The organism is Spirosoma oryzicola (genome assembly GCF_021233055.1).
GTDB lineage: Bacteria > Bacteroidota > Bacteroidia > Cytophagales > Spirosomataceae > Spirosoma > Spirosoma oryzicola.
The window spans coordinates 3,394,108-3,415,496 of the sequence record NZ_CP089538.1; the positions used below are offsets into that span (position 1 = coordinate 3,394,108).

Below are 21,389 nucleotides of genomic sequence, written 5' to 3' on the forward strand. Positions count from 1 at the left end.
AGTCTATTTGATGGGTGGACACTTGATTTTCCCCGGAATTATGTAATGGATCTGAAAGCTAGTCAATAAATAACCATCCTTCAAGAAACCTAAAACATTGCTGGACGACCCACGAACAGGAGTGTTCAAAGCACTTAACACATCTTCCTGACTTGTCCCTCCAGCCTGATACAAACTTTCGAGTATCGCATAACGATCAGGAGCATCTTTTTTACGAGCGGCAAACCGCTGTTGCCGCCGATCGGCCATTTTTGAAGCCACACCTGTTAGCACTGCCGGATCGGCGTATGGACCTCCCACATCGTCCAGATAATCACTGAAGGTGTAGCGATAGCCTATTTCGAAGCCAAGATCAAAATCCTGATTAAGCTTATAGCGTAAACCGATTCCAACAGGAATGGCTACCGTGACGAGACTATACGGTTTTTCGTAACCGGGTTGGCCCTGCCCCTCGGTATGAAGCGGTTGCAGCTTCACCCATTTCTGAGCTTCATACGGTTGAGCTTCCTCGTTTGCGGGTGTCCGGGCTTCGGGGCTGTGGGCCACCAAGGCTATTCCCCCGAAAAGATAAGGAGATAATTTAGCTCGAACGCTGGAGTTACGGCCGTCGGCCACAAAATTGTAAATACCCGAGATGGCAAATTCTTTCAGATCATTCCGAAAGTGTAGATTTCGCGTGTACTGAACCAGATTTTCGGTACTTTTTTCAATTCGTCCCTTGTTGAACGTGTAATCGTCACCTGCAATTCGAGCCCAGGTAAATGAAGCCCGCGCAGCAAAATGAGGGGTAAACTGACGCGTATAGCCTAGCCCTACGTTCCAACGCGGCATGATGTAGGTAGCTCTCAGAAATTGCCGGTAACCGGCCAAATCGCCGTAGTAATGGGAAGAGCCGACACCAAAACTAACCGACGAATAAGGTAAAAATCGAGTGTTTGGTCGCCGTTGAGCCTGACTGTCTGACAAGCTGCTGATAAAAAGCAGACCTGCCAGAGCACTCGCTGCCAGATAATGGTATCGCTTCATGTGGGTAAGTTTCGTGAATCAACCGGGCTGTTGGCCCGAAGGTCAGCCATTTCCGAAACGGCTGTCACACTAATTTTATTGGAAAATAAGACCGAAAAATATATTATGGTCTGCAAAGAGAGTGCCAAGAATCAGGGTAGCTCCCCTGCAGACAGGCTACTTTCTCTAATTTCTGATATCCCAGCCCCAATTTAATTTGCTGCGGAGCGTATTGAGGAAATTATCATCACTGAGCTTGACCAAACGCGCTTTGAAGGCTTCTTTCTGCACGCTGATTCGGGCCGATACATCAACGGTAAACGAACGGGAATCCAGAGCTGCCAGGAAATTACCGCTCCGGCTTTCGACCTCAAAGGCAAGCTGACAGCTATCCATCACAATCATCGGTCGGACATTGAGATTGTGCGGACTGATCGGCGTAATGATGAAATTGTTGGTTTGGGGCAGCAGAACCGGCCCTCCACAACTGAGCGAATAACCCGTGGAGCCAGAAGGCGTGGACACAATGATACCATCGGCCCAGTAGGAGTTCAGAAACTCACCGTCCAGATAGGTATGAACCGTTATCATGGACGAGGTTTGTGTGCGTGTGATTGTAAAATCGTTGAGCCCAAACGGAAGATTTCCGAAGATGTCCGGATTCGACCGAACACCGACTAAAGAACGCTCATCAATGCTGTATTGCTCGTTGAAGAGCGCATCGATCATTAAGCGGATGGAAGGCGGGGCTACCGTTGCGAGAAAGCCAAGTCGACCAATATTGATACCAACGATTGGGATTTGCTGAGGCCCTACGTGCGTGACTGCGTCCAGCAACGTTCCATCCCCTCCCAGGCTAAAAATAAAGTCAGCATCAGCAATACCTTGCTCGGTCTGGTAGACGGCTTCACTGTTATGTGCTACAGCGGCACCGTCTAAAAATTCGCGGTATACTTCGGAGAGAACAACTTCGACCTGACGTTTGGCCAGCTCATCGAACATGGACTGAATATAGGGCCGAGCTTTCTCGGGAAAGTTGCGTCCGTGAATGGCAATTTTCATGAAAGAGTGTCACCGGGTCGCCGGTGCGGTTTTCGGTTTTCAGTGTTTGACTCTATCAACTAACTGAAAACCGAAAACGTTGGAACTAAGTATTAAGAAAACGGAGTAACGAATCGAGTCGCTCCTGATCGATGCTTTCGACCGGAGCGTTGGCAAAGGCTGCTTCGATATGGTAACCAAAGCGCTCCAGCGTCGATATAACCGGGGTAATATCGCGCCGATTGAGCTTGAGCGTCAGACGAGAACGATCCGGCATACCGTAGGCAGCACTGGAAAAATAGCTACTGATAATTTTAACGTTATTCGACTCGACTAGCCGACTCACTTCGGCCATTGAGTAGTCGCGCTCATGAAGCGTCAGAATCAGGATTGCCCCCGGTTCCTGAACACCGAGTTCCTGGGCAAACTGTTTCAGCAGTTCGTTGGCAGAGATCGTCCCTGCAAACTCCCGCCCTTCGTTCACAACCGCCACGACCTCCATACGATTTTGAATAATCAGTCCCATAATTTCATACAGGTGCTGATCTTCATTGACGTAGATCTGCTCAAACAAGCGCATCACGCTGCTCAGCGGTTGATCGCTGTCGGGCACATCCATCAGTAATTCTTCACTAACCACACCTCGGTAATCACCCTGATCAGTCAGTACGAGTTGCCCGATGCGGTGCTCCTGCATCCAATCCAGCGCCTGCCCAACCGAGTCAGTCGGCTTGAGCGCTGGAAGCATCGGGTCTATGAGTTCGGCAGCCAGCATACGAAATGAAATTAAAGGAAACTGTATGGCAGAAAACTACGGAAATTAAACCATAGTTTCCAAAACTTAGCGAAAAACAGCGTCTATATTTGGCCGAGAGTCGGCAGTTTCTGCGTCAACGGGACCAAATCAATAGCAGCAGCACTACCCAAATGTCGCTACGATAAACTACCAACCGACAGATGCTCGCTAAAGATCGGGTGTCTTTCGAGCCAATCGTCCAGCAGTTCGTTGAATCGGTATGGATGTTCCATCATCGGCGCGTGGCAGCATCGGTCGATAAAATGCAATTCCGAGTCAGCGATCAGGCGGTTGAATTCATACCCTACTTCAGCCGGTGTAATGGTGTCGTTCAACCCCCAAACCAGTAAAGTCGGCACTTTTATTTTATACAAATCTTTAGCCACGTTGTTGCGCTGAGCCGATTTCGCAATACCAACAATACTCATGCACTTTGGAATACTGCTGGTAATCTCGAATACCTCATCGATCAGTTCTTTCGACGCTACCTTCGGGTCGTAGAAGGTGTACGCTACCCGTTCGGCAATGTAGTCGTAGCTACCCCGCTTGGGAAACGAACCGCCCATCCCGTTTTCAAACAGGCCCGAGCTGCCTGTAAGTACCAGCCGCTGTACATGGTCGGGATGCTTGAAGCTATACAACAAAGCCAGGTGACCACCGAGCGAATTGCCCAGTAAGGTAAGATCAGTGAGTTGCTTATGGTCAACGAATTTTTCGATGAATGCCACGAGGCCCTCTAAACTGGCCTGACGCAAGGGCATTTCGTAAATAGGCATCAACGGTATCACCACCCGATATCGGTTCGAAAAACCACTAATGACGCCATCCCAGTTACTCAAGGCCCCAAAGAGACCGTGTAACAACAGTAATACTTCTCCCTGACCTTCGTCTACGTATCGAAAACCTGCTTCTTCCCGAATCTGATAGCTCATACGACAGCCTTAATTAGTGCAGTACCCCGACCGCAGCCGGGATTTCCCGCTTTGTTGTACTAAATCTTAAAAAATTAACCCAATTCGACAAAATAGATACACCGAATTCTGTTAAAGCCGCTTCCGGATGAAATTGAACACCCCACACGGGCAATGTCTGATGCCGTAACGCCATTACCTCCTCCTGTTCCGTAACCGCCGTGCAGACAAGGCTGTCGGGCAAGTCGCGGAGCAGCAACGAATGATACCGCGTAACGTTGAAGCGCCGGGGAACATTTTGAAACAAATGATCCTGCGCCTGCACCCGAATGGCTGACACTTTCCCGTGCATCGGTCGATCCGCTGGAACGACTGTAGCCCCGAAAAATTCGCCGATGGCCTGATGCCCAAGACAAACACCGAGCATCGGTAGCTGCTGGTGATAATAAGCAATTACCTCCATCAACCGACCCGCCTGCTGGGGTGTACCTGGACCGGGTGACAACACCACGCCGTCAACCGACCGTCTGGTTAGTCTGTTCATCGACTCGTCATTCCGCACCACATGACAAACGGCCCCAGCCTGTTGCAGGTAGTCTACCAGCATGTACGTGAACGAATCGAAGTTATCGACTATTAACAGATTCATACCTGTATAACACAATCGGCTGCGACAAAATTAATAGTTTCTAAAAAAAAGTATCAACCACTTTCTATTACCAATTGATTATCAAGTTATTAATTTTTAATAATCTTCTAATTATTCAATATTTCTAAAAAAAATACCAGATAATTAAGCGTACTTACACGGTATCGGTGATCAGAAAGGCTAATTTTGGCGTTTATTCGGTTGATTAAACGTACTACACATGCCTACGAATTCGCCCAATCAGTCGGTCAACCCAGTTTCTTCGTCCAACCCGTCTTCAACGTCAACGGACTATCCAGTACTCATTGTCGGTGCGGGCGTAGCGGGTTTAACCTGCGCCGTTTATCTGAAGCAGGCGGGTATTCAGGCGTTACTTGTTGAAGCAACCGACGGCATAGGCGGGCGTGTGAGAACGGATCGTGTGGACGGATTTCAGCTTGATCGGGGTTTTCAGATTTTTCTGACGGCGTATCCCGAAGCCCAGCGTCTCCTGAATTATTCGGACCTGAATTTACAAACGTTTCGGTCAGGGGCGCTCATCCACGACCAGGACGAATGGATCAAACTTCTTAACCCGTTTAAAGAACCTTTATCGACGTTTCAAACACTGGCCTCGTCGGTGGGTACGGTTAGCGATAAGCTGCTTATTGTCGAGTTGATTCGACGCACGCAAAGCCTGTCCGTTGGCGAGTTGTTTCAGCAAACGCCCACGACCACGCTGGCCTTTTTGCGCAGCATGGGCTTTTCAAACCAAATCATCGAGCGTTTTTTCCGGCCATTTTTTGGGGGCGTTTTTCTGGAAGACGCGCTTACCACTTCGAGCAATTTCTTTGAATTTTGTTTCCGTATGTTTTTTACGGGCGATGCCGCCGTACCCGCAAAAGGGATTGGTGCGATTGCCCGCCAGCTAGCAAACCGATTAGCTCCGGATCAGATCAGGCTCAACAGTCCCGTGTTACGAATTGATGGTAACTCGGTGCAGTTGACCAATGGTGACACCCTCAACGCAGAAACGGTCGTTTTGGCGGTCGATGCGGCTCAGGCGGCTTCTTTACTGGGCCGCCCCGCACCAACCGAGCAAGCCTTCAATCATACGACTTGTACATACTTCGCCACCGATTCGGAATTGCCCGCTGTAGCGAAACAAAAATTGCTGTTGTTGAACCCGCAGCGTAGTTCAACGGTACATAATGTGGCTATTATAAGCGACGTTGCACCTGATTACGCGCCAGCCGGTCAAACACTTGTCTCGGTTAGCACGCAGGGGCTGGCAACGATTAATGCAACAGCATTGACCGAACGGATTCGACAGGAGCTAACTGGTTGGTTCGATAACACGGTAACGAATTGGCGTCATCTACGCACCTACCACATTCCCCAGGCGCTACCGGCTTACCCACCCGGCCGGGCGGGTACCGAGTCGATTCACGAGCTGCTGCGGTTAGCCGATAATGTATACCAATGTGGCGACCATACGGCCTATCCTTCCCTGAACGGAGCCATGCAGACGGGCCGACTCGTTGCCGAAATGATTCGAAAACAGTAGTCAACAAAACCTATGAAAGCAGATTTTGACGTAGCCATCATCGGTGCCGGATTTGCCGGACTCGCTGCGGCTATCCGTCTGAAAGAACGCGGCAACACGTCTTTCGTCGTTTTTGAGCGGGCCGGTCAGGTGGGAGGCACCTGGCGGGATAATACGTATCCGGGCTGCGCCTGTGATGTTCCCTCCCACCTTTATTCGTTATCGTTTGCGCCAAATCCGGCTTGGTCACGCACTTATTCTACCCAACCCGAGATACTGGCTTACCTGACCGATGTGGTTGAGCGTTACGCACTTGACGCCCACATCCGGTATAGAACAGAAATCAACCGCACCGAATTTTCACCGGCTACGGGCCTCTGGACGCTTACTGACAGCCTGGGTCATTCGCTTACCGCCCGCGTTGTTGTAGCCGCTGTCGGCCCACTTAACTATCCATCCATTCCGAAACTGAACGGCTTAAAATCATTTGCTGGCAACGTCTTTCACTCGGCAAACTGGGATGCGGGCTATGACCTCACCAACAAACGGGTCGCCGTCGTCGGTACAGGAGCAAGCGCCATTCAATTCATTCCTAAAATAGCCCCTCAGGTACAGCAACTCACGGTCTTTCAGCGTACGGCTCCTTACGTGACACCCCGGCTCGACCGGGCCATATCGTCGTTTGAACATCGTCTTTTTCGGCGGTTGCCGATTGCGCAGAAAGCGTATCGTTCGCTTATCTACTGGCTTAACGAACTGCGGGGTATGTCTTTTCTGGGCAATGAGACGTTCAACCGGATTGGTACGAAACAGGCACTCAAACACCTTAAGAAATCGATTCGAGACCCGGAGCTTCGGCGTAAAGTAACTCCCGATTACAAACTGGGCTGCAAACGCGTTCTGATCTCTGACGATTATTACCCAGCCCTTACCCGCCCGAATGTAGAGGTTGTAACGGATGGTATTGCCGAAGTCAAACCCAACACCATCGTTGATACCAACGGCAAAGAACGACCGGTCGATACGATTATTTTTGGGACGGGATTCGTGGTTGCCGGTATGATCAGCCGCACGAATATTCTTGGACGCTACGGGCAAAATCTCTTCGAACAATGGTTATCGCAGGGCGCGCAGGCACACTATGGTCTTACGATTTCCGGCTATCCCAATTTACTATTCCTGGTCGGGCCGAACACCGGATTAGGTCATACATCGATCATTCACATGATCGAGTCGCAGGTCAATTATGTGCTCGACTACTTGAATCTGCTCGACAAAGCGGGCGAAGGTGCTTTTCTGGACGTTAAGCCAGAAGCGCAGCAACGCTACAATAACCTGATTCAGCAAAAAATGGCTGATACGGTCTGGGCATCGGGCTGTAAAAGTTGGTATATGGATTCGCAGGGGAGAAATACGACAATCTGGCCAGCGCTGACCGTGACGTATCGCAAGGCGACCCGGCGCGTTAACCCGGACGATTACGAGGTGGTCCATAGTAAACAGCCAGTCGTGGCCTAACGCTGGTACCAATCGTAGAGCGTTGTTGGTGGAGTCTGCCCTGTCCGTAATATCAGTTTCTTAAAACCGACATCACGCACAAGGCAGACTTACTTACAAAGCAATACCGATCAACTGTAGGAAAAATCAGCGCTTCGCTCTTACTTCGTGGACTGACAGGCAATCTGCCCGAACTGTCTTTTTTCTTCATGCGTGGAAACGTATTGTTTCGTTATGTACTGCCGTTTCTAATTGCCCTGCCGATTAGTTTCCTGATTCTCTATCCGCAACTAATCCGGTGTATGCGCGTGAGTCAGTCAACTGATTTTGAGCAACTCGACAGTCAGAAGCAGGTATACGTCAATCGATTGGCTACTCAGAAACAACGGCGGCAGCTTCGGCAAAACGTCGTGACGGCCACCAACCGCATTCGACGATTCTGGGATGGGCAGCGCGGACGGGCTATCCTTATCTACTGCCCTACGCAGGATGAATACCGCCAATACTGCATCGGTGGCGAAGGTGCCGGATGCAGCCTTGGCCTTCCCTGGGGTGAATCGTATCTCGTTCTGGGACCGGAGGGCAACAATGCTGATGTCATTGCCCACGAACTTTGCCACGACGAATTGTTTGCCCGCCTGGGCTGGTGGCGAGTCAAACGCCAGATTCCGCAGTGGTTTAATGAAGGCTTGGCGTTGATGGTCGATTACCGGTTTAGCAGCCCATCTCTTTGGGAAAAGCCAGGCACGGCCCAGCCGGACTCTCTATTTTCTGACGATGCAACCACCATGACCTTCGGTCAGCCACCCATGCTCAAACTAACGGATCTGGAAACCACCCGCGACTTTTTCGGAGGAAGCTACGAGCGGGTCATGCTGGCTTACCAGACCGCAGCTGACGAAGTAGGACGCTGGTTAGCCATTGTAGGTCAGGCCGGTGTTCCAGCTCTGGCTAATGCGGTCGCCAATGGCGATGACTTTAGAAACGCCTATCAACAGTTAGAACGGGAAAAACGGCGATCCCGCTCCCGATAGGGCTAGCGTGCATCTTTCTGAGAAACGCTGACGACCTGCTCTCCAGCGCTTTCTTCAAGTAATTGTTTTGGTAAGTGATCCAGAATTTCCTGTTTGAGGGCGTTTATCAACTTCCGTTTCAGAAAGCTACGGTGCACAACAAGGCTTACCTCCCGCACGGGTTGAGGGGCCGTGAAAGGCCGGGTTCTGGCCCGACGGGTTTCATCCATATCGAAGGTTGCCAGATACGGCAACAACGTAAAACCATCCTGTTTATCAATTAATTTGATGAGTGTTTCGAGCGAACCCGTTTCATAACGCAGTGCCGAACCGTTGGCTTTGCGGTCGGCTCCACAAATGTTCATCACCTGGTTTCGAAAACAGTGTCCTTCCGTCAGCAGCCAAAGGCCCGCCGTCTGAAGATCGTCCAGATCAACGTCTTGTTTGCGGGAAAGCGGATGCGAATCGGCTGCGTAAACCACAAACGGCTCTTTGAACAACGTAACTTCGGTGATACCATTTTCCGCGAGTGGCGTCACTACCAAGCCCACATCGATCAACCCGTTACGAAGGCGCTCAATGATCTGTTCCGTCACCAGCTCCTGAATCTGCACCGAGACAGCGGGGTACTTGTCGATAAATTCACCGATGAAATAAGGTAACAGATAAGGAGCCAGGGTTGGAATAATGCCAATTTTCAATTCGCCCTGAAAATCATTCTTCGACTCACTGACGATCTCGGGGATTCGACGAGCCGCCCGGAGTACTTCGCGCGCCTGGGCCAGAACCGCTTGCCCGGCTTCGGTTGGCACAACGGGCTGCTTTGAGCGATCAAAAACAAGGATGCCTAGTTCGTCTTCCAGTTTTTGAATTTGCATGCTTAGCGTCGGCTGGGTTACGTGGCAACTATCGGCGGCTGTTGCAAAGTGCCGATGCGTATCAACAGCTACAATATACTCAAGTTGAGAGATCGTCATTGAACGAGAAGGCTACGGCTTATCTAGGCGATATGCCTATCATCACTAAAACTGATGCAAAAATAGATCATATCAGATCAGACAATAAGCTCGTTGCCGATATTTCACGAATAAACCCATATTTGCTTGGTAAAAGTAAAATTCCGTTTGTGCCCCGGTTAAGCGCATCAGTAAGGCTTCTCACCGCAAATTGAGGGCTGTAGAGAAACAATTCAAACAAACAACGTATTCTCACACTGCGAAACAAGGGTTACCTTTGCGGTTTCGATGCGACAAAATGAGCTGCGGTTCGCGCTGTATAGTTCTAACCTGCCAGCAAACTAACTTTAAAAATTTACGGTTTCCTCACTATGGAAGCACCTGTTGTACAGTCACCCACTGCTAGGGTAAAAGCACCCGGCAAAACGGGCGTTCTACTCGTTAATCTCGGTACTCCCGATTCTCCGTCGGTGCCCGATGTACGCAAATACCTACGCGAATTTCTGATGGATGGTCGCGTAATCGATATTCCTTACATCCAGCGATTTTTCCTGATCAATGGCATTATTGCGCCATTTCGCGCTCCCAAGTCGGCCAAAGTTTACAAGGAACTGTGGACTGAAACGGGTTCTCCCCTGAAATACTACGGGCACGTTGTCGAACGGGAATTGCAAAAGGAACTTGGCAGCGAGTATGTTGTAAAACTGGCCATGCGCTACCAGAATCCCAGCATCAAAGCGGGTCTGGATGAGTTTCAGCAGCAGGGCTTAACGGAGATTATCGTCATTCCTTTCTTTCCGCAATATGCGTCGGCGTCTACCGGATCTGTTTACGAACTGGTGATGGACAACGTAAAGAACTGGCAGGTTATTCCGGCGGTTCGTTTCATCAACCGGTTTCTGGAACATCCAAAATTTATTGAGGGCTTTGTACGATTAGGCCGTAAGTACATGGATGCTTACGATTATGATCACATTATATTCAGCTACCACGGCTTACCTGAACGTCAGATTACCAAGGGCGATGTAACGCACTCCGTCTGCCAGTTCGGTAGTTGCTGCGAATCGTTTCACGCCATGAATCAGCACTGTTACCGCGCGCAATGTTTTGAAACGACCCGCCTGCTCGTGCGGGAGCTTGGTATTCCGGAAGGAAAATACACGACCTCGTTTCAGTCGCGCCTGGGCCGTACGCCCTGGATTAAGCCGTATACCGATGATGTTATTCGCGAACTGGGGGCCAAAGGTGTTCAGAGCGTTCTGGCTTTCTCCCCTTCTTTCGTAGCCGACTGTCTGGAAACTACCATTGAAATTGGCGTTGAGTACAAAGAGCTGTTCGAAGAGTCAGGTGGCAAGCACTGGCAGTTGGTGGAAAGCCTCAATGATAGCCCGTTGTGGATCGAAACACTAGTCGATTTAGTTAAAACAGCCTAATACAAATCGTTTCTCCCAGAAAAGCCCGGTGTCATTTACATCGGGCTTTTCTTTTGGTATTTGAGCCAGCTTACTCCTTGCTTAATGACTGACAGCCCCAATTCATTCATATTCAATGGCATAGTATCCCTTTCTCTACTCATTGATTTCAATTTGTCGAAGATTTGGCCCTTAAGAAAACCTGTTTTTTCTACTACAAGAGCTTATCGACAAGCCATAATTAACTTTTGGCATCTTTATTGACAATTGATAATATACTCAATGTAAAGATTAATTTACTTATATTTATAGCACCTATTTTCCACTCTGAATGAATGTCAATGCCCGATTGGGCTACTTCTGGAATCGCCTTGTCCATCTGACGATTTCATTTAAGTAGCCGACCTACCACGTCTTACCGACGAACTTTACCTAACTTGTATGATAGCAATTTTTTACGCCCCTCTCAAGCGCGTTGTCCGATGCGCCGTGACCAATTTTTGTTTGCTCGTCTGGTTGACCCTTCCGTCCTCCGGTCTTCCGATCACGAAAAAGCCAATGGAGCCTAGGCCTACTCAAAGTAAGCCCAGACCTACGCCCGTCAATCTGTTTACGCATCCCACTTACTTGCCTATAGTAGGTCAATCCAGCTTATCACCAGCCGATAATGATCCTATCCGGTTTAGCTTGCGGGCCAATACGCAGTCGATACGACTAGGTGAGGCTATTGACCTAACCATCAAAGCGGAACTGTTAACCGTATCACCAACCTTAGCGTTTCACCTTCCCGGCGCTACGGGTTACAAACTGAAACTTCTGCTTCCGGATGGCTTCGAGCAGACCGGAGGGGACATCATCGATTACATAGGAGCCGAACTGTCTTATCCAAACCAGACCGAAATAACCTACCACGTTATTGGTCACTTTTCAACGGTGGCGACTGGCACCTCGTTTCGCTTGTTAAGGGGTCATAGTCAGGCTGGTGCACAAAGCTTATTCGTCGAAAAAGCCGTTATCACGCTTAAAGAACGGCCTACGGAAAAAAGAGCGCTTCGGGAAGCGGAAACGGTTAGTGCTGAAACAACCCTGTACGTACCTACTGAAAACGCGTTAAAATCAGCACGGGTGGGTACGCCTAATTACCGGAGTTATCTGGAATTTGCCACTTGCGAGAGCATAGGCGGATGGGCTATCGATCTGGCTGACGTGAAGCAATCCATCGATCTGGCTATTTACGTCAATGACACAAAGGTCGCTACCGTTAAAGCCGATGAACGCCGAACTGACGTTGCCCAGGCATTTGACATTACCGACTCTTATCAGTACGGCTTTCGCTGGACTATTCCCGATCAGTACAAGGGCAACAAACCGCTACACATTTCGGTAAGGTATGCTGGCGACAATACCGAGTTGACGCACAGTCCCTTGAGCACCCCCGTTTGCTATGGATCAGCCCAACCTACGGAAACCGTCTCGGGTCCTGCCGAATCACCTGCCAATGCTAATTATCGGGGCTTTCTGGAATCCGCCAACTGTGACGCCATTGGCGGCTGGACCATGAACACCACAGCACCACGGCAAACCGTACGTCTGGACGTTTATATCAATGATACTAAAGTTACAACAATCAAAGCCGATGAAAACAGAACGGATGTCGCGCAGGCTTATTCGGTTACCGGCTTCGATCTGTACGGGTATCACTGGATTATTCCCGACAAATACAAGCAGAACGCTCCATTGAAAATTTCAGTAAAAGCAGCAGGCAGCACGTTTGAATTATCGCAGAGTCCTGTATTACTAACTACGTGCCCTGGCTCAACGTCTGCCAATGCGCCAACTCCATCAACTCCCCCAACGGACCCGGCCCCAGTGACTCCGGTCGTCCCAATAGAACCAGCCAAATGCGCGTTTACGCTTTCAACTACTTCAACTAACACGAGCTGTAGCAGCGCGGTTAGTCTGAGTGCCAGTTGTTCAGGTGCCAATTGCGATCAGGTCAGCTACACTTGGAGCGGTAACGGTGTCCGTCAGCAAGGACAGACAATCAACTTGACGGCCCCCGCCACGAACGGAGTTTATGCGTATACGGTCACAGCGAGCGCCACGGGTTGCGACAGCAAAACCGCTGTTGCCTCGTTAACTGTCGAAGGATGCCCGACTCCTGCCCCAACCGACTGCGATCTTATGCTATCAGCCAGTTCCATCAATACCAGTTGCGGCAGCGCTGTTAGTCTGAGCGCTACCTGTTCTGGTGCTGCCTGCGATCAGGCTAGTTACGCCTGGAACGGAAATGGCATTACAGGACAAGGTAAGACGCTCAATCTGACGGCTCCTTCCACTAATGGAACGTACTCGTACAGCGTAACCGCTAGTGTAAACGGATGCAGCCGCATTGCTGTCGCTACGATAACCGTCGACGGCTGTACGCCCCCTCCCACCTTGTCTTCGAACGAGCAGTACCCGATCTTAGACAGCCCACAACCCGAAGACAAACGACCGGTTTTACAAAACGACCGGGTGCGGGTGGCTATTGACTTAGGCGTTGGCGGTGTTGTTCGCGAGGTAACCGATCTACAAGTAGGCGAAAACATGATCAATTGTTACGTCAAATCGAACGGAAAGCGGGACGCCGGGCGCGACGATCAGATCTCCCTGTACAGTTTACCGGATGCGAATACGAAATGGACCATCAACGGCAAACAGATTCTGGATGACATTGGCTATAACCCGGTTCAGGGGGGGAACATTGCCGGAGAATACTCGCCGATTCTGGGCTACGGTCGTACCGACAAAATACTTTACAGCAAAACACGGGGATTGCATTGGGGTTTGCGCAACGAACCCGGCGACTATGTCGTAGAGCAGTGGATTCGGTTAGAGGGCAATATTGTCCGGCGGCACGTGCGCATTACCGGAGACCGTCGCGACCAGACCAAATACGCTGACTCGCGGCAGCAGGAATTACCTTGCACCTATACAAGCAGCGCTTTTTATCAGTACTACGTCGTACAAGGCGAGCCTTACTCAAACGCCCCCCTGGTCAACGTGAACGCAATTCCGAATATCGGTGGTAGCGGCAAGAGTTTTAATCAGTACAACTACAGCGGCCACATGGGGCCGTACGATGTCAACGCGTCGGAACCTTGGATTGTCGCCGTTCGGTCGAACACGAACCGGGGTATTGCGCTCCACACGCCGTATTCGCACGAGTTCAAAGCGGGTCTCTTCGATAGTCCGGGCGTTGGTGCGCCGGAGTCGGTCAATGCGGGCTATATCTCCAACGGGATGAATTTGATTCTGGACCCGAATGGTGTTTACGAGTTTGACGTGAACATGGTGGTCGGAACGCTGGACGAAATCCGCAGTACGATCAATACCTTACCCCGTTCGGAAACCAAGCCGAACTACGTATTCCACAACAACCCGATTCGACACGGTTTTACCTATCGTAAAGGCTACGATCAGGGATTTCCCATTACGAACGAGTTGATCATTACCCCAACGGATCGGCGCTTCCGACTGGTTTCTCCGCACAAAGGTTATAAAGCGTCTGAATTCGGCGTTGTCTACGTGCGGATGCGGGCGATCACTCCGGAGACGCAGCTCCTCTTCGATTGGCGCAAAGTAGGGCAGTCACAGCTGGACGCAGCAGGTAAGCCCCAGTCGGTGACGTTCACGATTATTCCGGACAACCAATACCATACCTACGCAATTCCGGTAAAAAACAATGAGTTGTGGAATGGTATCATCAATGAGTTTTCAATTCGTTACACGAACCCAGCCGAGTCAGCCATCAACGGGCAGCAGTTTGGCGTCAAATGGATTTCAGCCACTGACCTAGGGGATCAATAACTTCTCAGTAATCAATAGTAAAGGGGCACGAATGAAAAATTTTTCTCATTCGTGCCCCTTTACTTTATTAGGCAATTACAATGTCGTGATCAACCCTTTGATCACCGCAGCCAGCCGGACAGCGTCAAAAACACGTGCCTCTGTAGCGCCGTGCTTTAGCACACTTTCTTCGTGCGACTTCACGCACAGTTCACAGCCATTAACGGCCGATACCGCCAGACTCATTAGTTCAAAGAATTCCTTACCTAGTACCGGATTCATCATGATGCTCATGCGAATGCCAGGCTGGGTCTGCTGGTAATAATCTTTGCCCACAAAGTGCCGAAAACGGTAAAACACGTTATTGGTACTCAGCAACGATGTGCAGGCAATCGTCTCGGAGATTTCGTTGTCAGAAGCACCCTCCTGCTTAGCAGCCGCTGTTAATGAATCGATCAGCGGTTGGTATTTTTCGTTTACGGCTATTGACAGCGCCAGTAACCGCGATTCTTTCTTGGTCAACGTCTGGCTACTGTTCAACACGTTGCCAACATTAATTTTCAGGTCGCGCAGGTAACGGTGATCTGTCTGGGCTACGGCTTCCAGCACCGGATGCTCGCCCGACGGTTCCAGACCGACCAAACCGAGCAACGAGGTCACCGTTTCGTTTTGTGTAGTTGTCATGAGTCTATTTCTGAATAAGCAAATGAGTGATTAAGCGAAAACCAATGCAAAATTTGTCGCTTAATCACTCATTCAGTCAATCGCTACCTAATTAAGCTGTCAGCGTAGCTTCGCCTTTCTGCCAGTTGCAAGGACACAGTTCGTCGGTTTGCAACGCGTCCAGTACGCGGATTACTTCGTTTACGTTACGGCCAACCGAAAGGTCGTTTACGTTAACCCAACGAACGATACCCTGTGGATCGACGATGTACGTTACGCGGTAAGCAACTTTTTCATTTGCTTCAAGAATACCCAGTTCTTCAGCCAGTGACTTCGACGTATCGGCCAGCATTGGGAATTTCAGTCCACGCAGATCGTCGTGGTTTTTACGCCATGCCAGGTGAACAAATTCGCTGTCGGTCGATGCGCCAATGACCATCGTATCCCGATCCTGAAAATCTTCGAATTTGCTATTGAACTCAGCGATTTCAGTTGGGCACACGAACGTGAAGTCTTTAGGCCACCAGAACATAACCAACCACTGACCGGCATTTTTATGATCTTCAGACGAGATTTCGTAGAACTCTTTGTCTTTGTCAAGCGACACCACAGCCAGTTTTTTGAATTCTGGGAACTCTGAGCCAACAGAAACAATTTGATTTTTCATAGAATTTATTCAGGTTGTATATCGGATCGAATCTAACTTCAATGCAAAATAAGGCGGTGATCCACTAGAATCGATATTGATTTTATCGATGACTCATAGAGAAAACTTACCTGCCTATCAGTAAAGAAAAGGCTTTCAAGCATTTATTCACAAATCGATTTCCAGACGATAACTTCTTTTCTTTAAAGAATAATACTATTCGTTAGCAATGTTCTATCTATCACTTTCCCAATAAACAAAAAAGCCAGATCAGCGTGTCACTGATCTGGCAACAGGTAAGTAGATCTCTATAATTAAGCGGCCATTCGTGCGGTCGAGTCCTGCTCGCTGTTAAGCATGGGCAGAATAAGGGTGTTCATCCGTTCGCGCACAAAGCTCTCCTGCAAGTAAGAAGGCAGCTTGGCGACTAACTGCCGGTACGCGTCAATGCCCAGCGCTTTGGCAATGTATACTTCGTGAACGCCATTCACGTGCGCGACAATGTTGACCAGGCTCTGGTGAAACAACTTAACGTCGATCTCCGAATTGACAAAGCGTTCGATCTCCCGGTTCGTTGATGAAATCCGTAATCGGCTCAGCATGTCGAAGTAGGTCGTGTAGCCGATCTGTTTGGCTAACACTTTGTATTGTTCAACACTAAACTTCTGCAGGATTTCACCCGTTTTGGGGCTTCGTAAAGCCGTTTTGGGGTTTGTCTGGATCGCATTGCGAAGTGCCTTGACGCGCTGATCCCGAGTAGTCTTCAGGAACTGTGCTAGCTCAGCCTGAACCGACCCTTCCCGGGAAGGTAGCAGCAAGTCCGTTTTAGACGCTACGGTAAAGCGCTTCGCCATCGGTAGACGCTGAATGCGGTAGCCATTGATCGGACCAAGCGCGTAATAGCCAATCGAAGCCGGATAATAGCCTCGCACCACCATATTGCCAACCCGCTTCCGAATCAGCTCTTCGTTGCTCACGTTGATACCCTGAACGGCCAGAAAGGCCCGGGCACTAAACAGGGCACTGTAATAAGCCTGCGGAAAAGTCCAGTGCAGTGAGCTTTGCAGGTATTGCTCGTCGTTGACGACCGGCGTAATGCGCAACGCATACTCGGCACTCCAACTGTTGAGTAACAGCTTCTCCAGAGCCTTGTAACTCGCATCCGTTACCATTCCGTGGAACTGCTGAAAGATCGGAAACTTGGCAACGTCAAAGAGGTCATTGGCGTGCTGGATGTGGTAGTCCATCGCGAAAAAGTGGTTCAGAAACACCTGTGCCGGAATCGACTTCCGCCAGCTGTCGTCGAGCGGCAAATTGCTTGCAGAGGTCGGCGCAAAAGGTGCCTGAGCGTTCGGGGAATGCATCGTCACGTTGGTTATCTGTGTCATATTTTACTAACGAAAAAAGTGCTTTTGTCGTTCATCCAGAGGCAATTATTTTATATGGTCAACTATCTATAAATCAATAATTTAACTAGCAAATTTTTACCCTTGAAACAGCCCTCAAAATAGGACACGTTCCAGCTATACGGCCGGTTGCATTTTGACACTTTGAATGTACTTTTGGGCCATATTTTGCGTTGCTTTTAAACAATGAGACGAACCTATTCAATACTTTTTGCCAGTTTTCTGGTTTTCGCTAATTCGCCGTTTATCGTCAGTTGGGGCCAGTCGAGAACCCAGTCTGCTACAGCGCCCCTTTCTCTATCAATCCAGGGAACCATTATTGATGCAGCAACCCAAAAGCCTGTTGCAGGAGCCAATATTGAAGTAAAGAATCAGGCTGGCACGGTTAGCGACAGGCAGCGAGTAAGCACCGATGGAGCTTATAAATTAGTTCTCCGTTCAAGGCAGGCTTTTGTAATTTCAGCTAATGCCAATGGCTACGACCCTTTCTTGCAAGAGCTTGCTCCTACCTCAACTTCGACCGAAATTATCTCAGGAAAGAAAATTGCGCTGTATCGCACGGGCACAAAGCCATCGAATGACAAGGGCAGCTCGGTAGCAACCGCAGTGTCGTCTCAGGCATCCCGGCCAGCGGGTGCAACAACGACCTCATCGTCGTTGCCTACAGTTGACCTACCGACCGCAGTGGCTGTTGCAAACCGCCCATCAGCCGTCAACATGCCGCCACCAAACGAACGGCTGGCTCCGCCCAAAACACTCGACGCGAAGGTCATTTATACACCGCCACCACTCATTGCGGCCCCAACCGGCAAAGTGACGCAACTAAATGCGATCCAGTTTGTCCAAAGCAAGGCGGAATTGTTACCGGAAGCCCAGCCTTTTATGGAACAACTGTTAGCCTTTCTGCGCGACAAACCGACGGTAGAGATTGAGCTATCGGGTCATACGGACAACCAGGGGGATTTCGACAAAAACCTGCAACTCTCGAAGGAGCGTGTCGAAGTAGTAAAAGACTTCTTAGTCAAAAATGGCATTGCTGCCAACCGCATCACAACACGCGGTTATGGTCCTACCCGCCCCATTGCCAGCAACAATTCAGAAGCTACGCGGAAACTCAATCGTCGGGTTGAGATGATCGTGACGAAGCAGTAAAGCACGTAGAAAGCAACTAGCAAAGCCCGGACGATTCGCTCTTCCGGGCTTTGCTGTGATTGGCTTATTTTATTTTCGTCCTAACCACAAACCTCCGATCACAAGGGTCGTACCAACGACGGTGTAGGGCGTAATGGGTTCATTCATGAGCAAATAAGAGTAGGCAAAACCAAAGATCGGGCAGAGGAATAGCCACAGCGAAGCCCTTATCGGGTCCTGCCTGACCAGATAGAACCATAATTGCAGCGCAGCCACTGATACCGGTACAATCAGCCAGAACACCGACGCCCAGAAGCGTAAATCGTACTGCGACTGGCTAAAAGCAACGGGATCGAGCACGGCAGCCAACCCGACAAACGGAAGCAGGAGAAGCCCCCCGATAAACACCTGCCATCCGTTGATAACCAGATTGGGTAGTCGCCACTCGATCCGGGCGTAATAAACCGTTGCCGCCGACACGGAAATCATTCCACCCAACAGAATAAGCAATCCTTCAACAGTAGCGTAGCTGTTTTGGAGCAACGGGTAAGTAGCCACGCCTACACCAATCAGGCCAAGCACCAATCCACCCAGTTCGTTCCAACGGGGCATTCGGCGCAACCACACGGCCGAAAGCAGCGCAATAAACAGCGGATTCGTCGCCGTCGATAAACTACCAATGCCCGCCGGCACCTGCTTAAGTGCCAATACAAAAGCGCCTAGATAGATGGTGGTATTGAGCAGGGCAAAAATGGTTAGCTGTCGCCACTCTACGCCCGTGGGCCAGGCATTTTTGTGTCGTTTAATTGCATAGGCAAACAGGAGCATGCCGCCCCCGGCGATGAAAAAGCGTACCTCAGCCAAAACGAGCGGATGCACCGACTTTACGCCAAACTTAGTAGCCACCGACGCCGAAGCCCACAAAGCCGCAAAAAGCAAACCGGGAATAAGTTGTTGCATAATTAGGGCTTAATCGAAGAAATCCGCTGGTAAGGATTGTGCTGCTCTGATCGATCGCATCAACATTGTAAAATGACTATTCCGAGATAGTAACTTCTTAAGTAGTAATTCTTTTTCAAATTCATCGCGCTGATCGCCTAATTTCCTCGAGTGGTACCATTCGGCAATAGCATTAACAATCTCATGATGCTTGTCTTTTACAGCCGGTTTGAGATCAGAATGCAGATGGTTCAACAATTTTGCTGTATTCACAGCCTTTTGATTTGACGCATCTCTGGCTTTGAACAAAGCGTTACCGCCAAATTCGACGACGTAAACGATCTCTTGCTCCACGTCATCGCCCTGGTTGCATGGATCAAGGTAACCACCCGGTGGCGAAGTTTTAGGTTTTTTCTTATTTGCTTTCTGATCTATTGCGTACAGGTTTGACCACTCATACACTAAATCAGGGCGTTCGGTCTGCGTAGCGAAATGGTCCACTTCCATTTCATTTGGACTATCAAACACCTTTTCTGTCAAATAGCATTTACCGTTGAAAACTCTGTTTAATACGTCGATTATTTCTGAATTTCGGTAGGACTTTTGACTAGATAATGAAGCCGGCGCGGGTTGATCCCGAATTACATTAATCATTGGTGGGCGTTGTGTTGGGCTTCTTGCTGGGCAATCAGTAATTCCAGTTCAACTTTGAGAGTTGGAGAAAGATAAGCACTCTGATGGTCGTAAATACGCTGTAGAGCAGTCTTCATTTCAATGGGCTTATCTGCAAGCGTATTAAGGACTTCGTTTACTTGATTAATAATCTGATCTGCCGTTTCAGAATACTCGTTGTTTAAGCCAAAATGTGACATCATCAAATCAGAATAACTTCGGCCAACGGCTTCCTCACTAATACGCGTTTCTTTTGTTGTCAGATCAAAGATGGTAGCCTGCTTGATGCTGGCAATAACAGCTGGCGAATGAGTAGCAGCAATGAATTGAATGTTGGGAAACAGGCTGGTCAGCAGCGGTAGCACTTGTTCCTGCAATTGCAGATGAAGATGCGTTTCCGGTTCATCAATCAGGACAATACCACACGGATTATAGCTATAATCACCGACTTGCTTTCTAATGAGGTCGACTCGCATAAACAAGTCCATCAAGATACTTAATAAGGCTGAAAATCCCTCCGACAGCGTATCGAATGTCAATCTACGACCATCAGAAAGTTGAATAAAAAACTCAAAACTTTCACGAATAAAGACTAAGTTTAAGTCCTCATCTTCAAAAATTGAACGAAAAGTCTCTGTTAATCTTTTAAAAAATTCTTCAGATTCAGAAAGTTGAGTTTTATTATTATCTAATTGATCAAATGCCTGATAAACTTTCTTATTAACTAAGTATTGTTTAAATTTTTTTACAAATTTCTCTGAGGTATCATCTCCCAAAAGTTGATTAAAAAATTCTGTTTCTTTAGTAACAGTACTCACTTGAGTAACTTCACCAACACGTTTAGCCTGAAAGAAGGCATACAAAGTATTTACCTTATTTTGTACCCAGAAGTTATCGACTCCCTTTTTGTAGTTGAGATTAATTCTACTTAAAAAATCAATTTCGGTTTGTGTTCTAGTTACTTCTGAACTGTACTCTCCTTTCGTTTTTCTTTGATCTTTAATAGAAGATTTTAATCTATCCAGATGTTTTACAGGATCGTTAATTGTAATTAAATAATTTTGCTGACTAATACCACGCCAAATAGCAAAGTGTTTATCAATCGTTTTCAGAATCGTACTCTTCCCCGAACCGTTTTTTCCGGTCAGGATCAAATGGCTGAATGGTTTATAGTCGTGTAATTCAATATTAAAATCCTTGTACGCGTAACAGTCGTTTACGTACAAGGATGTAATGTATGGAAATTCTTCGGGTGTGATCATAGGCATTTCTCGCAAGCAGACGCTTACAAAGTTA

Annotated in this window: 18 protein-coding genes; 6 read left to right on the forward strand and 12 right to left on the reverse strand. The window is 48.9% G+C overall.

Features of this window, described 5'->3' with window-relative positions; all coding sequences use genetic code 11:
• Positions 1-3 precede the first annotated feature (3 nt).
• From LQ777_RS14420 to LQ777_RS14440, 5 genes are all read right to left on the reverse strand, one after another.
• Positions 4-1,026, reverse strand: coding sequence for a DUF6089 family protein (locus tag LQ777_RS14420; RefSeq protein ID WP_232558629.1), 1,023 nt, complete (start codon positions 1,024-1,026; stop codon positions 4-6).
• A gap of 165 nt (positions 1,027-1,191) precedes the next feature.
• On the reverse strand, positions 1,192-2,067 hold the full coding sequence (locus LQ777_RS14425; protein ID WP_232558630.1) for an NAD kinase: 876 nt from the start codon (positions 2,065-2,067) through the stop codon (positions 1,192-1,194).
• Between the two features lie 85 nt (positions 2,068-2,152).
• Positions 2,153-2,821, reverse strand: a complete 669-nt coding sequence (locus tag LQ777_RS14430) for a CBS domain-containing protein (RefSeq protein WP_232558631.1) — start codon at positions 2,819-2,821, stop codon at positions 2,153-2,155.
• Positions 2,822-2,979: 158 nt separating this feature from the next.
• Complete coding sequence (locus LQ777_RS14435) at positions 2,980-3,774, reverse strand: alpha/beta fold hydrolase (RefSeq protein ID WP_232558632.1); 795 nt, start codon at positions 3,772-3,774, stop codon at positions 2,980-2,982.
• 13 nt (positions 3,775-3,787) lie between these two features.
• Entirely contained in the window at positions 3,788-4,402 is a 615-nt protein-coding gene (locus LQ777_RS14440; protein ID WP_232558633.1) for an anthranilate synthase component II, read from the reverse strand.
• 220 nt (positions 4,403-4,622) lie between these two features.
• Between LQ777_RS14440 and LQ777_RS14445 the strand changes: the two genes are divergently transcribed.
• The 3 genes from LQ777_RS14445 (at position 4,623) to LQ777_RS14455 (ending at position 8,458) form a co-directional block, all read left to right on the forward strand.
• Positions 4,623-5,948 carry an NAD(P)/FAD-dependent oxidoreductase gene (locus tag LQ777_RS14445; RefSeq protein ID WP_232558634.1) on the forward strand — a complete coding sequence of 442 codons (1,326 nt, stop codon included), beginning with the start codon at positions 4,623-4,625 and terminating at the stop codon, positions 5,946-5,948.
• A gap of 12 nt (positions 5,949-5,960) precedes the next feature.
• A complete protein-coding gene (locus LQ777_RS14450; RefSeq protein WP_232558635.1) occupies positions 5,961-7,445 on the forward strand; it encodes a flavin-containing monooxygenase in 1,485 nt (494 codons plus the stop codon).
• A gap of 188 nt (positions 7,446-7,633) precedes the next feature.
• Positions 7,634-8,458 carry a hypothetical protein gene (locus tag LQ777_RS14455; RefSeq protein WP_232558636.1) on the forward strand — a complete coding sequence of 275 codons (825 nt, stop codon included), beginning with the start codon at positions 7,634-7,636 and terminating at the stop codon, positions 8,456-8,458.
• Positions 8,459-8,460: 2 nt separating this feature from the next.
• Here the strand turns inward: LQ777_RS14455 and LQ777_RS14460 are convergent, their stop codons facing one another.
• Complete coding sequence (locus LQ777_RS14460) at positions 8,461-9,414, reverse strand: hydrogen peroxide-inducible genes activator (RefSeq protein WP_232558637.1); 954 nt, start codon at positions 9,412-9,414, stop codon at positions 8,461-8,463.
• Positions 9,415-9,764: 350 nt separating this feature from the next.
• Between LQ777_RS14460 and hemH the strand changes: the two genes are divergently transcribed.
• The gene (hemH, locus tag LQ777_RS14465; RefSeq protein ID WP_232558638.1) at positions 9,765-10,826 is read left to right on the forward strand and encodes a ferrochelatase; all 1,062 of its coding nucleotides are present in this window, start codon (positions 9,765-9,767) and stop codon (positions 10,824-10,826) included.
• Between the two features lie 420 nt (positions 10,827-11,246).
• Entirely contained in the window at positions 11,247-14,657 is a 3,411-nt protein-coding gene (locus LQ777_RS14470) for a hypothetical protein (protein WP_232558639.1), read from the forward strand.
• 75 nt (positions 14,658-14,732) lie between these two features.
• On the opposite strand, the gene LQ777_RS14475 is transcribed toward LQ777_RS14470, so the two are convergent.
• The 3 genes from LQ777_RS14475 to LQ777_RS14485 all read right to left on the reverse strand — a co-directional run bounded on the left by LQ777_RS14475 (position 14,733) and on the right by LQ777_RS14485 (position 17,333).
• Positions 14,733-15,320 carry a carboxymuconolactone decarboxylase family protein gene (locus LQ777_RS14475; protein WP_232558640.1) on the reverse strand — a complete coding sequence of 196 codons (588 nt, stop codon included), beginning with the start codon at positions 15,318-15,320 and terminating at the stop codon, positions 14,733-14,735.
• Positions 15,321-15,411: 91 nt separating this feature from the next.
• Entirely contained in the window at positions 15,412-15,966 is a 555-nt protein-coding gene (locus LQ777_RS14480; protein WP_232558641.1) for a peroxiredoxin, read from the reverse strand.
• A 293-nt stretch (positions 15,967-16,259) separates the two neighbouring features.
• A complete protein-coding gene (locus LQ777_RS14485) occupies positions 16,260-17,333 on the reverse strand; it encodes a hypothetical protein (protein ID WP_232558642.1) in 1,074 nt (357 codons plus the stop codon).
• Positions 17,334-17,537: 204 nt separating this feature from the next.
• Here LQ777_RS14485 and LQ777_RS14490 point away from each other — a divergent pair, with 204 nt between their 5' ends.
• Entirely contained in the window at positions 17,538-18,503 is a 966-nt protein-coding gene (locus LQ777_RS14490; RefSeq protein ID WP_232558643.1) for an OmpA family protein, read from the forward strand.
• A 69-nt stretch (positions 18,504-18,572) separates the two neighbouring features.
• On the opposite strand, the gene LQ777_RS14495 is transcribed toward LQ777_RS14490, so the two are convergent.
• The 3 genes from LQ777_RS14495 to LQ777_RS14505 are packed head-to-tail and all read right to left on the reverse strand — an operon-like array spanning position 18,573 to position 21,355.
• Positions 18,573-19,442, reverse strand: a complete 870-nt coding sequence (locus LQ777_RS14495) for a DMT family transporter (RefSeq protein ID WP_232558644.1) — start codon at positions 19,440-19,442, stop codon at positions 18,573-18,575.
• A 9-nt stretch (positions 19,443-19,451) separates the two neighbouring features.
• Complete coding sequence (locus LQ777_RS14500) at positions 19,452-20,075, reverse strand: hypothetical protein (protein WP_232558645.1); 624 nt, start codon at positions 20,073-20,075, stop codon at positions 19,452-19,454.
• Positions 20,072-21,355: an AAA family ATPase gene (locus LQ777_RS14505; RefSeq protein ID WP_232558646.1), complete on the reverse strand. Its 1,284-nt coding sequence runs from the start codon at positions 21,353-21,355 to the stop codon at positions 20,072-20,074. The genes LQ777_RS14500 and LQ777_RS14505 overlap by 4 nt, the downstream gene beginning before the upstream one ends.
• Between the last annotated feature and the right edge of the window lie 34 nt (positions 21,356-21,389).